This is a genomic window from Marinobacterium alkalitolerans (genome assembly GCF_017776525.1).
GTDB lineage: Bacteria > Pseudomonadota > Gammaproteobacteria > Pseudomonadales > Balneatricaceae > Marinobacterium > Marinobacterium alkalitolerans.
Map to the genome: position 1 here is coordinate 74,439 of NZ_JACVEW010000003.1, position 14,053 is coordinate 88,491.

The 14,053-nt window shown below is 58.7% G+C and carries 17 protein-coding genes; 1 reads left to right on the top strand and 16 read right to left on the bottom strand.

The features are described 5' to 3' along the window. Nucleotides 1-13: 13 nt before the first annotated feature. The 16 genes from H9C73_RS02590 to H9C73_RS02665 form a co-directional block, all read right to left on the bottom strand. The gene (locus H9C73_RS02590; RefSeq protein ID WP_209286224.1) at nt 14-979 is read right to left on the bottom strand and encodes a TRAP transporter substrate-binding protein; all 966 of its coding nucleotides are present in this window, start codon (nt 977-979) and stop codon (nt 14-16) included. A 311-nt stretch (nt 980-1,290) separates the two neighbouring features. Then, nucleotides 1,291-2,154: an EamA family transporter gene (locus H9C73_RS02595; RefSeq protein WP_209286225.1), complete on the bottom strand. Its 864-nt coding sequence runs from the start codon at nt 2,152-2,154 to the stop codon at nt 1,291-1,293. Continuing rightward, entirely contained in the window at nt 2,144-2,914 is a 771-nt protein-coding gene (gene phnP / locus H9C73_RS02600) for a phosphonate metabolism protein PhnP (protein WP_209286226.1), read from the bottom strand. Before phnP ends, H9C73_RS02595 begins: the two co-directional genes overlap by 11 nt. Next, a complete protein-coding gene (gene phnN / locus H9C73_RS02605; protein WP_209286227.1) occupies nt 2,907-3,491 on the bottom strand; it encodes a ribose 1,5-bisphosphokinase in 585 nt (194 codons plus the stop codon). Before phnN ends, phnP begins: the two co-directional genes overlap by 8 nt. Before the next feature lie 7 nt (nt 3,492-3,498). After that, nucleotides 3,499-4,635: an alpha-D-ribose 1-methylphosphonate 5-triphosphate diphosphatase gene (phnM, locus tag H9C73_RS02610; protein ID WP_209286228.1), complete on the bottom strand. Its 1,137-nt coding sequence runs from the start codon at nt 4,633-4,635 to the stop codon at nt 3,499-3,501. Continuing rightward, nucleotides 4,632-5,345 carry a phosphonate C-P lyase system protein PhnL gene (gene phnL, locus H9C73_RS02615; protein WP_209286229.1) on the bottom strand — a complete coding sequence of 238 codons (714 nt, stop codon included), beginning with the start codon at nt 5,343-5,345 and terminating at the stop codon, nt 4,632-4,634. The genes phnM and phnL overlap by 4 nt, the downstream gene beginning before the upstream one ends. A gap of 16 nt (nt 5,346-5,361) precedes the next feature. Beyond that, nucleotides 5,362-6,138 (bottom strand): phosphonate C-P lyase system protein PhnK, encoded by a 777-nt coding sequence (gene phnK / locus H9C73_RS02620; RefSeq protein WP_236014044.1) that lies wholly within the window; start codon nt 6,136-6,138, stop codon nt 5,362-5,364. After that, a complete protein-coding gene (locus H9C73_RS02625) occupies nt 6,135-6,995 on the bottom strand; it encodes an alpha-D-ribose 1-methylphosphonate 5-phosphate C-P-lyase PhnJ (RefSeq protein WP_209286230.1) in 861 nt (286 codons plus the stop codon). The genes phnK and H9C73_RS02625 overlap by 4 nt, the downstream gene beginning before the upstream one ends. Next, complete coding sequence (locus H9C73_RS02630) at nt 6,992-8,083, bottom strand: carbon-phosphorus lyase complex subunit PhnI (RefSeq protein WP_209286231.1); 1,092 nt, start codon at nt 8,081-8,083, stop codon at nt 6,992-6,994. Before H9C73_RS02630 ends, H9C73_RS02625 begins: the two co-directional genes overlap by 4 nt. After that, entirely contained in the window at nt 8,083-8,691 is a 609-nt protein-coding gene (gene phnH, locus H9C73_RS02635) for a phosphonate C-P lyase system protein PhnH (RefSeq protein WP_209286232.1), read from the bottom strand. Before phnH ends, H9C73_RS02630 begins: the two co-directional genes overlap by 1 nt. 1 nt (nt 8,692) lies before the next feature. Continuing rightward, nucleotides 8,693-9,142, bottom strand: coding sequence for a phosphonate C-P lyase system protein PhnG (gene phnG / locus H9C73_RS02640; protein ID WP_209286233.1), 450 nt, complete (start codon nt 9,140-9,142; stop codon nt 8,693-8,695). After that, entirely contained in the window at nt 9,139-9,837 is a 699-nt protein-coding gene (phnF, locus tag H9C73_RS02645; protein WP_209286234.1) for a phosphonate metabolism transcriptional regulator PhnF, read from the bottom strand. Before phnF ends, phnG begins: the two co-directional genes overlap by 4 nt. 35 nt (nt 9,838-9,872) lie before the next feature. Next, complete coding sequence (gene phnE / locus H9C73_RS02650; RefSeq protein ID WP_209286235.1) at nt 9,873-10,667, bottom strand: phosphonate ABC transporter, permease protein PhnE; 795 nt, start codon at nt 10,665-10,667, stop codon at nt 9,873-9,875. Between the two features lie 67 nt (nt 10,668-10,734). Then, the gene (gene phnD / locus H9C73_RS02655; protein ID WP_209286236.1) at nt 10,735-11,751 is read right to left on the bottom strand and encodes a phosphonate ABC transporter substrate-binding protein; all 1,017 of its coding nucleotides are present in this window, start codon (nt 11,749-11,751) and stop codon (nt 10,735-10,737) included. 22 nt (nt 11,752-11,773) lie between these two features. Further along, nucleotides 11,774-12,625 (bottom strand): phosphonate ABC transporter ATP-binding protein, encoded by an 852-nt coding sequence (gene phnC / locus H9C73_RS02660; RefSeq protein ID WP_236014045.1) that lies wholly within the window; start codon nt 12,623-12,625, stop codon nt 11,774-11,776. A gap of 92 nt (nt 12,626-12,717) precedes the next feature. After that, nucleotides 12,718-13,329: a DapH/DapD/GlmU-related protein gene (locus H9C73_RS02665; RefSeq protein ID WP_209286237.1), complete on the bottom strand. Its 612-nt coding sequence runs from the start codon at nt 13,327-13,329 to the stop codon at nt 12,718-12,720. Nucleotides 13,330-13,498: 169 nt separating this feature from the next. Between H9C73_RS02665 and H9C73_RS02670 the strand changes: the two genes are divergently transcribed. After that, nucleotides 13,499-13,996 carry an FKBP-type peptidyl-prolyl cis-trans isomerase gene (locus tag H9C73_RS02670; protein WP_209286238.1) on the top strand — a complete coding sequence of 166 codons (498 nt, stop codon included), beginning with the start codon at nt 13,499-13,501 and terminating at the stop codon, nt 13,994-13,996. The last annotated feature ends 57 nt before the right edge of the window (nt 13,997-14,053 follow it).

Below are 14,053 nucleotides of genomic sequence, written 5' to 3' on the forward strand. Positions count from 1 at the left end.
GAGGCCTGAGCATTTACTGACGGTATTGTTCGAGAATCTTGCCAATCTCTTCCGGAGCTTCAGCTTCCCACTCTTTCACCATGATGGCACCGATCTTCTCCAGCTCGGCCATGAGTTCATCCGAAGGCTCGCTCACCACGATACCGTTGGCTGCCAGCGTTTCGGTATCCTGCCTGGCGGTTTCGCGAACCCCTTCCCAGCCTTTCTGCTCGGCATTGGCGGCTGCCGTCAGAATGGCCTCCTGAGTGTCCTTATCCAGACGGCGGAAGGCGCGCTTGTTGGCCACTACGATATTTTTTGGGATCCAGGCGGAAATATCCGTGTAGTGCGTCAGGTAGTCCCACGCCTGACCGTTTGCGCCTGTTGAGGGCGAGGTGATCATGGCGTCAATGATGCCGGTGCTGAACGCCTGCGGGATTTCCGGCACCTGCACGGTGGTGGGCGAGGTATTCATCAAGTCTGCCAGACGTGATGTGGAGGGGCTGTAAGCACGCATTTTGGTGCCTTCAAGGTCTGCCAGGGTGTTAACCGGGAACTTGGTATACAAACTCTGCGCCGGCCAGGGCACGGTGTAGAGCAGCTTCATGCCTTCCTTGTCGAGCTGTTTCTCGATTTCAGGCTTGGCCGCTTCCCAGAGCTTTTGTGACTCTTCAAAGCTGGTTGCCAGGAAAGGAATGTTGTCATGCTTGAAGACGGGGTGCGTATTCCCCATCACCCCGATGAACACCTCACCCAGTTGTACCTGACCCGTTCTCACGGCGCGCGGGATCTCGGGATGTTTGATCAGTGACGCGCCTGAGTGCACGGTGATGTCGATCTGACCTCCGGTCTTGTCTCGGATCTCGTCTGCAAATTGATAGGCTATTTTGGTCGGCAGGTTGGCGTCCCCGTAGGGCGTCGGCATATGCCAGGTGTCTGCCTGTGCCGTGACGCTCATCGCGCCTGAGAGAGCAATAATACCGGCGATCTTCTTGAACATGTTTGAATCTCCGTTTGCGTATACGTCTGCCTGAATCGGCTTATTCAACATTTAGCCTGCTGACCACAGATGCGTGACCAGCGCGCTGTCAGTGCACATGAAAGGCTGGGTACGACGCCGCATGTTCCCTTGAGAAGGTCGGTTGCCGTGTCGGCCGCCTCCCTGCCGTTGATAAGAAAACAGCTGCGGGCCCCTTCAAGCCCCTCATGCATGGACGTTTTGCGTCTTGTTAAGACTAGTAGAGAGGGCCAACAAGTCTAATTTTGGCTTGTTGAACAACTGAATGCGCTGGAGTGCTCGTAAATGCGCCCTTACGCTGAGGACGAAAGCTTGAGGCAGAGAATGCCCGCCAGAATGATAATCGCACCCACCAGCCGGCGTTTCCAGGCGGTACGTTCATGGAAGTAGAAGATAGAGATCAGGGCTGCGATGACGATGCCGGCATTGGAATAGGCCACTACCACCGCCGATGGCAGGCTGCGCATGGCATACACCACCAGTGCGTAGGCCAGACCGACGCAGAGTCCACCGATGACCATGGGCCCAAGCCCAATCCGGGCCTTGGGCCACCAGCGCCCCTGCTCCCGCCTGTGAAGCAGCGTCAACGTCACCCAGGAAAGCAGATAGCCTACTGACACAAAGCCGATCACTGCCCCCATATCCGGCAGCTGCTGTACGGCGGCCTTGTCACTCATGGAGTAGATACTGGTGCCGAACATGGCCAGAAAGGCCCAGGGCAGAGCGCCCCGATCACTGCCCCCATCGGCACTTCGTGCCATCACCAGTAAGCCCGCCACACTGATGGCGATGCCCGCCCACGCTGCTGCGGTAAGGCGCTCATCGAGCAACAGCAGGCTCCAGATGGCAATCAGCAGGGGCGAACTTCTGACCAGGGGATACACGAGTGCGGCCGGAGCCTGTCGGTAGGCCTGCCGCAGCCCCAGAAAATACACACTGTTGGCTACCGCAGAGGTGCAGAGCAGCGCGACGAATTCCGCATTCCACTCGACCCGGGTAGCCAGAGACCAGAAGCCCCAGGGCGCCAGCAATACCAGATGTGCGAGCAACACCCACCAGAGCGGCACCGCATGAGCCGGCTGATGCCGAGCAATCAGATTCCAGGTCACATGCATCGCCACCGACAGCAGGATTGCGAGCTGAGCATCAAGCGCCATGGTCAGGACTCAGGCTCAATCCGTCACGGGCAACAAACACGCCTTCAGGCAAGGCGGCCCCCTGCTGCAACCAGGTATCCAAACGGTGGCTAATATGGGTCAACCATAGCCGCCTGGCACCTGTTTCACGCCAGGTCGACAGCGCCGAATTCAAGTCGTTGTGATTCCGGGGTGGTGTATCGCAAGGGGGCTCACTGCAATCCAGCACCAGTTCATCCAGCGGGTTCGCTTGAAGGTACTCCAGCGTTTGCTCCGGCAACCCAACGGTATCCGTGAGATATGCCAGCCGCCAATGCCCCTGACGAATCAGAAACCCCTGGGTCGCTCGAGAGTGAATCAGTGGCAAAGGGGTGACAGCAAACGCACCGAAGTCCAACTCACGGAAGTGTTCGCAAGAGGGCAGAAACTGGAACACACCAGGATGCTTATAGAGGTCATCCGCTCCCTCGGGGTCATCCGGTCGGTAAACCGGAATTTTTCGCTCCGATTCGGCCCAGCGCAGCGGGAACAGCCCTTGCACATGATCCATATGAAAATGGGTCAGTAACACCCGCACCACCTCTTCAAAACGAAAGTGTTCCGCCAGATCGGTGATACCCGCATCGAGCAGCGTCACCCCTTCGTTGGTACGAATCACTGCAGATGCACTCTGCCTGCGCTTGGAGGGGTCGCGCCGTGCAACAGAGCAGGCCGGGCAGTCACAGCCCCAAAGCGGAACACCGCCGGCATTCCCCGTCCCCGTCAGCTGGAATTCAAGCATCCACCAGCACTCCGTCGTGTAAGGCACCACTGTAGCGTTGCACCAGTCGAGTCAGCTGACTGACGCTCTGCTCCAGGTCACCACTGTTGTCGAGTACCTCAGCATCGCCTGCCAGCCGCTGGCGAAACCGTCGATTACGCTCAAGCCGCGCTTCGATCTGTTCCGCACTCTCGCGCCCTCTTGCCATCAGCCTTGAGCGCAGTTGTTCTTCTTCTACTGAAACCAGCACCGGCACCAGCGCCGAACCAAAGCAGGTGCGTGCTTCATCGAGGTGACCTCGCGATCCATTGACCAGAACCGAATGCCCGGTGTTCAGCCAGTGTTCCACCTCGCGCCCCACCGCGTAGCGGCAACCATTGGCATTCCAGTGCAGCATGAACAGGCCCGACCTCAGGCGCTGATCGAACTCCTGCTCGGACAGCTCCACATGGTTTTCTCCACCGGACTGCCAGCAGCGCGTAATGTAACGGTGAGCGAACAGCAGCGGCCCCTGACCGCCAAGCTGCTCACGCAGCCCGGTGATCAGCGAGTCCTTGCCACTGCCTGAAGGTCCCATCAGGTAAAACAGGTGTGCCATGTGCGCCTCAGAATACCCGGTTGCCATCTTTCCAGACGTGAAGGATGTGGGCGTGATCTTCCAGCCCTTCACACCAGATCAGATCCGCCCGTTTGCCAATGGCGATTTCACCACGATCCTCCAGCCCGGCCGCTTCAGCCGGACGCTGGCTGACCAGGCGCGTGGCTGCAGGCAGGTCATAGTGGTTGCGTTCATCCTTCACCAGCTTGAACGCGGCATCGAGCAGGCTGGCCGGGTAGTAGTCACTGGAGAGCACATCCAGCAGCCCTTCACTGGCCAGCGCGTGAGCCGCCACGTTGCCGGAATGGGAACCACCCCGCACCACGTTGGGCGCCCCCATCAAGACCGCCATGCCATGGCGGTGGGCTTCCCGAGCGGCCTCTTCGGTGGTGGGGAACTCGGCAATCACCATGCCATGCTGCAGCGACTCTTCCACATGCGCCACCGTTGCATCGTCATGGCTGGCCAGCGGAATGCCATGATCCAGGCAGATATCGGCGATGGCGCGACGGTAGTCGGCACTGTAGATACGGCTGGCTTCGGTCTGGCGCTGGATGAACGCTTCCAGTTCAGTGTCCGAGAGTTTGTACTTGCCCTTGTAGTACTGACGATACTTGTCGATGTTGGCAAACTGACGCTGACCCGGCGAGTGGTCCATGATCGACACCAGCTGCGGCGGATGCGCCTCCAGCAGGTGCCTGAAGTTGTGCAGCGTATCCTTGTGACTCACTTCGCAGCGCAGGTGCAGCAGATGGTCGGCACGGATCAGACCCCGTTCCCGGTTGTCATTCAGCGCCTCGGCCATGCGGCTCAGGTTGTTGAGGCGCTCGCTCCCTTCCACTACATCACCCACCGAAATGGCATCAAAGACGGTGGTAATACCGGCACTGATCATCTGCGCATCGTGTACCTTGAATGCCTGAGTGCCCGGCCAGGCCACGCCCGGGCGCGGTGTGAAGTGCTTCTCCATGTTATCGGTGTGCAGCTCCACCATTCCGGGCATCAGGTAGCCGCCCTGACAATCCACCGCGCCCGGCAGGCTTACACGTCCGGAGTCGAGCGCCTGAATCTGACCTTCACTGATATGGAGCGAACCGTTAATCACTTCGTCCTTGAGGACAATTTGAGCATTGGTAAGGATCATGACACTGCCTTGTCTTGAGTTTTGTCACCGGGTGCAATTTCGAAAATCCGGTCCGCAACCGCGTTGCGCACCTCGGCATCGTGGAAGATACCGACCACCGCACTGCCGTTCTGTCGGGCCTCACGGATCAGCTCGACCACGATGCTGGCGTTACGCTGGTCCAGCGAAGCAGTGGGTTCATCCAGCAGCAGGATGGGATAGTCGACGATAAAGCCGCGTGCAATATTGACGCGCTGCTGCTCACCACCGGAAAAGGTGCCGGGCGGCAGTGACCAGAGCCGTTGCGGAATATGCAAACGTTCCAGCAGCTCGCCGGCACGCTGGTGCGCCGTCACCTGATCCACGCCACGCTCTCGCAAGGGCTGTGCCACCACATCCAGTGTTGAGACACGTGGGATGACACGCAGAAACTGACTCACATAGCCGATGGTCTCGCGACGGATCTCCAGCAATGTCTGACTGGGCGCTCCGGTCAGCTCGACCATTTCACCCCGATGGCGTACACGAATACTCCCCCGGGAGGGCAGGTAGTTGGCATACAGTGAGCGCAGCAGCGTGCTTTTACCGGAGCCGCTTTCACCAAACAGGACGGTACATTCCCCCTGGCGCGCTCTGAAATCGATTCCACTGAACACGGGCAGCGTAATACCACCCTGGTTGTGCAGGGTGAACACCTTGGTGAGCCCCTCTACTTCAATCATGGTTTGCATCTGTATCGCTCCAGAATCAGGGGGTCAGCACAGAGGAGACCAGCAGCTGGGTGTAGGCGTGCTGAGGATCATCCAGTACCTGGTCAGTCAGGCCGGTTTCGACCACTTCGCCTCGGCGCATGACAATCAAGCGCTGCGCCAGCAGACGCGCCACCGCCAGATCGTGGGTAACGATCACCACGGCCAGGTTCAGTTCGGTGACCAGTCGACGCAGCAGGTCCAGCAGGCGCGCCTGTACCGACACATCCAGGCCGCCGGTCGGCTCGTCCATAAACACCAGCCGTGGGTGGGTCACCAGATTACGGGCGATCTGCAGGCGCTGCTGCATCCCGCCGGAATAGGTGGTGGGCTTGTCATCAATCCGATCGGTATCCAGTTCCACATCGGACATCCACTGTTCAGCGGTCGCCCGCAGGTTGCCGTAATGGCGCTCGCCGGTGGCCATCAGGCGCTCACCGATATTGGCGCCACCGGAGACCCCCATCCGTAGTCCATCGCGGGCATGCTGATGCACAATGCCCCACTCGGTGCGCTGCAATTGGCGTTGGCGGGACTCGCTCAAGCCATACAGGTCGAGCATCTCGCCTGCCCGGTTGCGGTATTGGATGGTGCCGCTATCCGGCGCCAGACGAGCGGACAGGCAGCTCAGCAGGGTGGACTTGCCGGAGCCGGACTCGCCCACGATCCCCAGCACCTCACCGGGATAAAGATCAAAGCTCACGTTGGCACAACCTTTATTCGCGGCATACAGCTTGGTGATCTCCTTCACCTGCAGCAAAGGCTCGGTCATCATGCGCGTTCCTCCTGTTGAGCCAGACGCGTTCGGCAATAATCGGTATCGGAACAGATGAATTCGTGGTTGCCCTGATCATCCATCACGACTTCATCCAGGAAACTGCTTTCGGAGCCACAGATGGCACAACTGGCTTCCCAGCGCTGCACCTCAAACGGATGATCTTCGAAATCCAGGCTGCGCACCTCTGTGTAGGGCGGAATCGCATAAATACGCTTCTCACGCCCGGCCCCGAACAGCTGCAATGCGGGCGAGTTATCCATTTTGGGGTTATCGAACTTGGGAATCGGCGAAGGATCCATCACATAGCGCCCGTTCACCTGCACCGGGTAGGCATAGGCCGTGGCGATATGGCCAAACTGGGCGATATCCTCATAGAGCTTGATATGCATAACGCCGTAATCTTCCAGCGCGTGCATCTTGCGGGTTTCCACCTCGCTCGGTTCGATAAAACGCAGCGGCTCCGGAATCGGCACCTGGTAGATCAGGATCTGACCTTCATGCAGCGGCTTTTCCGGAATTCGGTGGCGGGTTTGGATCAGGGTCGCGGCTTCCGTTTCCTCAGTGGTGTCCACGCCGGTCAGATCCCGGAAAAAGGAGCGGATACTCACCGCGTTGGTGGTGTCGTCAGCGCCCTGGTCGATCACTTTAAGGCAGTCATCATGACCGATGACCGCTGCCGTCACCTGCATGCCACCGGTGCCCCAACCATACGGCATGGGCATTTCACGACCACCAAAGGGCACCTGGTAGCCCGGAATGGCGACTGCTTTCAGCAGCGCACGACGAATCATGCGCTTGGTCTGTTCATCCAGATAGGCAAAGTTGTAGCCCGCTCTGACTGGGGAGCTGGTCATGAGCGATCCTCCTCGTTATCCGCAGCGTCCGCCGTGCGAATGCGCCGTATCAGTTCAAGTTCGGACTGGAAATCCACGTAATGAGGCAGTTTGAGGTGGGATACAAAGCCTGCGGCTTCCACGTTGTCGCAGTGAGACAGCACAAACTCCTCCTGCTGCGCCGGTGACTTGATCTCTTCGTCGTACTCGGCCGCCTGGAGAGCGCGATCAACCAGTGCCATTGCCATCACCTTGCGTTCGCACTGGCCAAAACCGAGGCCATAGCCGCGGGTAAACTTGACCTCGCCCCCTTCCAGTCGGGTAAAGCCGTTCACCATTTCGCACTCGCTGACCTGGATCGCGCCGATTTCGACTTCGAAGCCCAGCTCTTCCGGGACGATGCTCACACCCACTTCGCCGATGCGAATCTCGCCGGCAAAGGGGTGGTTACGGCCATAGCCGCGCTGAGTCGAATACCCCAGCGCCAGCAAAAACCCTTCATCCCCTCGCACCAGTGCCTGCATGCGGGCACTGCGGTCACAGGGATAGGTCGGCGGCTCCCGGGTAATATCGGCAGGCTCTGCACCCGAATCCGCTTCGTTCACCATGAGTCCTTCACGCTCGAGCAGTTGGGACACCCGAGCCATGGCTTCATCAACACGCGCCTCCACGGCTTCCGTATTGGAGGCTTCCACTTCCCCTTCGGCGAGGAGTGCAAAATCCAGCAGGCGGTGGGTGTAATCGAATGTTGGCCCCAACACCTGACCGCCCGGCAGATCCTTGTAGGTGGCTGAGATACGGCGTTCCACCTCCATGGCATCGGTATCGATAGGCTCGCTGCTGTAAAAACGGTTCAGCGTGGTGCGATAGGCACGCAGCAGAAAGATCGCTTCGACCAGATCTCCGGCCGCCTGCTTGATCGCCAGTGCGGCCAGTTCCCGGTCATATACCGACCCCTCGGTCATGACACGATCCACCGCCAGCGAAAGCTGCTCCTCGACCTGCGAAACCTCAAGTTCAGGCACATCCTGACGGCCACGGCGGCGCCGCGCGAGGAGTTCATGGGCCGAACGAATCGCCTTTTCGCCCCCTTTGACTGCAACGTACATCAGATCACCTCCACGTGGGTTGTGCGGGGAATGGCGGCTACCCGAGTACCGTTCACCAGAATCAGATCCAGCCCCTGCGGGAAGGGATCGGGCCGTTCCAGCAGATAAGCCAGTAGCGCTTCGCCCGGATGGCTCAGAGAGAGCATGCGCTGCCCCGGTATTCCGGGTCCGCTCAGTTTCAGGGTCAGCAAATCGGGTTGATCATCGCCCGCCTCAAGCTGGTCGAGCTGAATCACCAGGGTGCAGCTGCGATCCGGATATTCCGGTTCACCGATCTTGAGTCCTTCCAGCGAGCACAGCTCACCTGCCCGTGCCATGACAAAATCGGCATCGGTCGGATCATTCACACAGGGTGCGCCTGCGTGGAAGCTCAGGTTGGTGCGAATCGGGTCCGTGTTCAGCGAGGGGCTGAGCCAGAGGGAGGTCGTCTGATCCATCAGTGACAACAGCGTGGTCAGCGCCGCCGGCGAGAGTTCCGCCAGTGCGCCGGCATGATCAAGCGTGCGCATCACGCCCGGCTCACTCATCACTTTCAGAATCTGCCTGAATGCCTGCTGGGCATCGCGCACCGGTTGCTCAAACCCTTTTTGCAGTTGGCTATCGGTCATGTCAGTCCTCCCCCCTGACCAGGGTGAAAAAGTCGACCCGAGTGGCATCGGTCTCACGCTGCTTGCTGGCACGTGCATCTGCCAGCATGGATTCGATCGGCTGAACCACCCGCTCCATCAGGACCTCCCCCATTTGTGGATCCTGCAACAGCGCATCCAGTTGGGCGGCACGCAATGCATGCGTCTTGTCGCGGCCGGCAATGTAACTGTGCCCCACCGTATTCAGGGATGAACGCACCACACAGCGCGTCAGGGTCATATCGCCCAGATTGAAACGTTCTCCTCGGTTGCCCATGCGGGCACGCACCTGCGTCAGCCCTACTTCCGGCGCGCGAATGATGTCGAAATGGATATCCTTGATGGCATCCTCGGACAGACCCAGCAGGGTCTCCGGTGGTGCCTTGGCCAGCACCGACATCCAGTGCTGGCGTTGTTCTGTAGTGGTCTTCATGGTTTGGGTTCCACGCTGTATTCAAAAAGATCACTGCGGCTGCGTGCGATGGAAAATTCACGCAGCTGGCCCGTGCGATGGCAGAGGTTGCGGGTATGGACTTCCATGACCGGAACGCCCCGGGTAATCGATAGCTGGCTGCACTCTTCAAAGGTCGGCATCCGGGCTCTCAGGCGTGTGGTGCCACGGCGCAGGTCGAGACTCCACTGATCCCTCAGAAACTGGTGCAGGGAGCCGCCATCAAAGGCATCCAGCCCGTCTTCGGGAAGCCCGAACAGGTAGTGCCGGATCAAACACACCGGCTCGCCCTCGATCAGACGACGGGTTTTCAGTTCGTGGACCCGAGTCCCGGGGGCCACATCCAGTTGCTGAGCCAGGGTGTCCGGCAGAGTGCTCAGTGCACAGCGCAGGATTTCTGTCTCCAGCCCCAGCCCGATCTGATTGAGGTTGTGTGAGAAAGCCGCACGATCATGCAGTGCATAGTCGATCGGCGTCTGCACGATCTTGCACCCCAGCCCCTGATAGCGACGCACCAGTCCATCCTGAACCAGCTCGTCAATGGCCCGCCTGACGGTATGCCGATTGACCGAGAATCGATCGGCCAGCCGGCTTTCAGGAGGCAGGAGGTCACCGGCGCTGTACTGGGTGATAATCTCATCACGCAACTGGGTTGCGATTTTCCGATACAAGGCCATTTGTCTATACAAGTCCTTTAATGAACGCATTCATCTCAGATGAATGCCTTGCGCAGCCGTTGAGACAGCAAGTCGGTCAGCGTGACGCTGATAATGATCACGACCATCACCGCGCAGGTTTGCTGAAACTGAAAGCCGCGAATGCTTTCCCACAGAATCACCCCGATACCGCCGGCACCGACCATGCCCACCACCGTGGCGGAACGGACATTGGACTCGAAACGGTAGAGCGAGTAGGAAATCCAGAGTGGCAATACCTGGGGAATCACGCCGTAGATAATCTCTTCCAGCATGTTGGCGCCGGTAGCGCGAACGCCCTCGACAGGACGCGGGTCAATCGCTTCCACCGCTTCCGAAAAGAGCTTGGCAAGTACCCCTGTCGTGTGCACAAACAGCGCCAGCACACCGGCAAAAGGCCCAAGGCCTACGGCAACCACAAACAGCATGGCGAACACCATCTCGTTGATGGCGCGAGTGGCATCCATCAGGCGGCGAACCGGTTGATACACCCAGACCGGCATCAGGTTCTCGGAACTGAGAATGCCGAACGGCACGGAAAGAATGATTGAAAGAACGGTGCCCCAGAGGGCGATATGGATGGTGATCACCATCTCTTCCAGGTAGAACCCGATATCACTGAAATCCGGCGGGAAGAAGTCGGCCGCAAATTCGGCCATGTTGCCGCTTTCGGTGATCAGTACCAGCGGATTAATCTCCGCGGCGTCCCAGCCCCAGCTCAACAGGGAGAACAACACCACCCAACTGATTGCAGCGATCCAGTTGAACGGTTTGCGTTCCAGGGGCAGATTTTGAGCACTCGACTCGATCATGAGATGAACTCGACTAACAGTATGCAGGATAACCGGCCCCCCTGAGGGCGCCGGTTGAGCGGTTCAATCAGTTGGCGGACGCCGCTTCCAGCGCGTCCATGCGACGGTTCAGAGCCGCCAGCTGGTCGTCGATTTCGCGCAGCTTGGCGTCTTTCTCGTCTGCAGACAGGCCGTCATCGTTGGCGATGGAAGCACGCTGCTTGAACAGGGACAGCTGACGGATCGGCAGCAGCTGGTCATCACTGGACGACTTGAACGGTGCCCACTGGAGGTCTTCCAGCACGGCCAGCTCTTCAGCGTCGCCAGTGGCGCCGTAGCTCATGAAGAAGTCATAGATTTTGGACTTGGCGCTTTCCGGCAGGTTCTTGCGCCATACGATCGGGTCGGACGGAATCAGAGGGGATTTCCAGATGACTTTGACCTGATCAAACTTGTCCGGATGAGTCACCTGGATACGCGCCAGGCTTTCGGTATTGTTGGTCGCCACATCCACCTGACCGTTGGCCACAGCCAGGATGTTGGCTTCATGGCCGGCATTGGTCATGCGCTTGAACGCCTTCTTGGGCTCAACACCGTTCTTGGCGAATACATAGTAGCTGGGCACCAGGAAACCGGACGTAGAGTTGGGATCACCGTTACCAAACGCCAGCGTGTCGGCCTGGGCCAGCATGTCCTCTACGCTGTTGATCGCATCGTTGTCCTTGTGCGCGATCAGCAGGCTCCAGTAGCCCGGGTTACCGGATACATCAACGGTCTGTGCGAAGATTTCACCCCCGGCACGGTCCACCGCTTCCATGGCGGATTTGTTTCCGTACCAGGCCACATCAACCTTATCAAAGCGCATCGCCTGGATAATGCCCGCATAGTCGGTTGCAAAGAACGGTTTGACTTCCATGCCCAGATCTTCGGACATATCTGCCAGGAACGGCTCCCAGACAGTACGCAGGTTCTGAGAAGACTCGGTCGAGATAATGCCGAAGTTAAGCGCTTTCATTTCGTCGGCCTGGGCCACCTGAGTGCCCGTTAAGGCTGCGGCCATGGCCAGACCAGCAGTAATGCCCGAAAACAGCTTCTTGAGTTTCATCTGTGGCTCCTAAACTGGGTTGTTATGCAGGTTTGAGTTCGTAAGCGGGATTGGGGGTAGAGTCGGCAACCGGTTCGGACGCAGGCTCCGAGCCCATTTGAGTGCCGTAAAGACGGCTGAGCATCTGCCCATCCAGGGCGGTAATCGGTCCATCGAAAAAGATTTCGCCACCTTGCAGCGCAATGGCACGGCGGCAGTATTTCTGTGCGTAATCCACCTGATGCAGAGTGACCACAACAGTGATGCCCAACTCCCGATTGATCCGCTCCAGAGTTTCCATCACCAACCGTGAGGATTCAGGATCAAGGGAGGCGATGGGCTCATCCGCCAGAATAATTTCGGCCTTCTGCATCAGCGCCCGTGCAATGGCCACACGCTGCTGCTGACCACCGGATAGCTCCGAAGCTCGCTTGAGCGCATGTTCACGCAGCCCGACCAGCTCCAGCGCCTTAAGCGCCTCCTGCTTTTCTTCGCGGGTAAACCAGCCCAGCATGCTGCGCCAGACCGGCACACGGCTCAGCCCACCGATAAGCACATTGGTGAGCACACTGAGACGGTTAACGAGGTTGAACTGCTGAAAGACGTTGCCCACCCGTGCTCGGGTACGACGAATATCCTTGCTGGCCTTGCCCTTGCTTTGTACCGGAGTACCGAGGACTTCAATTTCGGAGTCACTGCCCTTGTCGGCCAGGGTCAGGCAGGACAGGTGACGCATCAACGTGGACTTGCCGGACCCGGAAGAGCCGATGAGAGCAACCATCTCTCCCTCTTCCACATGCAGCGAAATCGACTTGAGCACCCGCGCCTCGCCAAAGGACTTCTGCAGGTTGGTAATCTGGATGGCTGGCATGATTTGCCCCTCTTGTGATCGCATGCGAGCCATCCTAGAGGGGCTTTGTGACACTGAGGTTGTCTAGATATGTTCGTTTGGTTGCGAAACGGTTGCGCTTTTTTGACGGCCCAATGTCAGTCCAGATACTTGGCCAGAAAGGCTTCGCCGCTCAATGAGCGGAAGTCCGGCAGGCACTCGGCCAGACGCTCATGGGACCAGTCCCACCAGGCCAGCCGCTCGAACCCTTCAATGACATCGTCACTGAACCGCTTGCGAATCGGCCTGGCCGGCACACCGCCGACAATCGTATAGGGCGCCACATCTCTGGAGACCACCGCACCCGCCGCAATCACGGCACCGTTGCCCACGTCCACCCCGGCCAGTACCACTGCGCCATGCCCGATCCAGACATCGTGTCCGATCGACACCGGCTGCTCGCGGCGCCACTGAAAGAAGCTCTCATCGTCCTCACCAAAGCCGTAGAGCGAACTGCGGTAGGTAAAGTGGTGCATGGCAGCCTTCTCCACCGGGTGGTTGCCGGGGTTCAGGCGGGTATGGGCGGCGATGGAGCAGAAGCGGCCGATCTCGGTGTTGATCACATCCGAGTCATCGCCAATATAGGAGTAGTCACCCAGCGTGGTATTCACCACTTTGCAGCGGGCACCGATCTCGTTGTACCGACCGAAGGTCACGTCACGAACTTCCACCTCCCGCTCCAGAAGTGGCTCAAGGGATAAACGTTTCATCAAGCTGTTCCCGTTATTGGTTGTTTAACCGGGAACACGCTAGTAGCCGATCATAAAATCTGGATGACAACTGAGCCAGAATCGGGAACGATCCCTGCCTGATGCCTTGCCAAGCCCTCGGGATCCCCGGATACTTCAGCCTTTGTAACGTTTACACGAGGTGCTCGCATTGACACAGATTACCGATAACACCGTGGTGCAGTTCTTCTACACCCTGACCGATGCTGATGACACCCAGATCGAGACCAATTACGGCGCTGACCCGATCGCCTACCTGCACGGCCATGACAGCATGATTCCAGCGATTGAGCAGGCACTGGAAGGCAAGGCTGAGGGCGATACGCTGCACCTGACGCTTACACCTGATCAGGCGTACGGTGAGCGTAATGAAGGCCAGCAACAGCGGGTGCCGATCAAACATCTGCAAGGCCTGCCCAAGGGGGTACGCCAGTGGAAGCCCGGTATGGTGGCCGTGGTTCAAACCGATCAGGGCGCACGTCAGGTAACCGTCGTCAAACCCGGGCTTAAAATGGTGCTGGTCGATACCAACCACCCGCTGGCCGGCAAAACCCTCACCTACGATATCGAAGTGGTGAATGTGCGTGCGGCGACAGATGAAGAGATCGCGCACGGTCATGCCCACGGGGTCGGCGGTCATCACCACTGATGCCTGTCTCCCGCTTCGAGAATACACACTATGCTTAAGTTCATTACTCAACTGTTC

Coding starts and splice junctions, on each gene's coding strand:
- phnL (WP_209286229.1), bottom strand. CDS start 5,345: ATGCAAACCATGATTGAAGTAGAGGGGCTCACCAAGGTGTTCACCCTG.
- phnC (WP_236014045.1), bottom strand. CDS start 12,625: ATGCGATCACAAGAGGGGCAAATCATGCCAGCCATCCAGATTACCAAC.
- H9C73_RS02630 (WP_209286231.1), bottom strand. CDS start 8,083: ATGTACGTTGCAGTCAAAGGGGGCGAAAAGGCGATTCGTTCGGCCCAT.
- phnF (WP_209286234.1), bottom strand. CDS start 9,837: ATGGCCTTGTATCGGAAAATCGCAACCCAGTTGCGTGATGAGATTATC.
- phnE (WP_209286235.1), bottom strand. CDS start 10,667: ATGATCGAGTCGAGTGCTCAAAATCTGCCCCTGGAACGCAAACCGTTC.
- phnP (WP_209286226.1), bottom strand. CDS start 2,914: ATGCTTGAATTCCAGCTGACGGGGACGGGGAATGCCGGCGGTGTTCCG.
- H9C73_RS02665 (WP_209286237.1), bottom strand. CDS start 13,329: ATGAAACGTTTATCCCTTGAGCCACTTCTGGAGCGGGAGGTGGAAGTT.
- phnD (WP_209286236.1), bottom strand. CDS start 11,751: ATGAAACTCAAGAAGCTGTTTTCGGGCATTACTGCTGGTCTGGCCATG.
- phnN (WP_209286227.1), bottom strand. CDS start 3,491: ATGGCACACCTGTTTTACCTGATGGGACCTTCAGGCAGTGGCAAGGAC.
- H9C73_RS02625 (WP_209286230.1), bottom strand. CDS start 6,995: ATGACCAGCTCCCCAGTCAGAGCGGGCTACAACTTTGCCTATCTGGAT.
- phnM (WP_209286228.1), bottom strand. CDS start 4,635: ATGATCCTTACCAATGCTCAAATTGTCCTCAAGGACGAAGTGATTAAC.
- phnG (WP_209286233.1), bottom strand. CDS start 9,142: ATGAAGACCACTACAGAACAACGCCAGCACTGGATGTCGGTGCTGGCC.
- phnK (WP_236014044.1), bottom strand. CDS start 6,138: ATGATGACCGAGCCTTTGCTGCAGGTGAAGGAGATCACCAAGCTGTAT.
- H9C73_RS02595 (WP_209286225.1), bottom strand. CDS start 2,154: ATGGCGCTTGATGCTCAGCTCGCAATCCTGCTGTCGGTGGCGATGCAT.
- phnH (WP_209286232.1), bottom strand. CDS start 8,691: ATGACCGATAGCCAACTGCAAAAAGGGTTTGAGCAACCGGTGCGCGAT.
- H9C73_RS02590 (WP_209286224.1), bottom strand. CDS start 979: ATGTTCAAGAAGATCGCCGGTATTATTGCTCTCTCAGGCGCGATGAGC.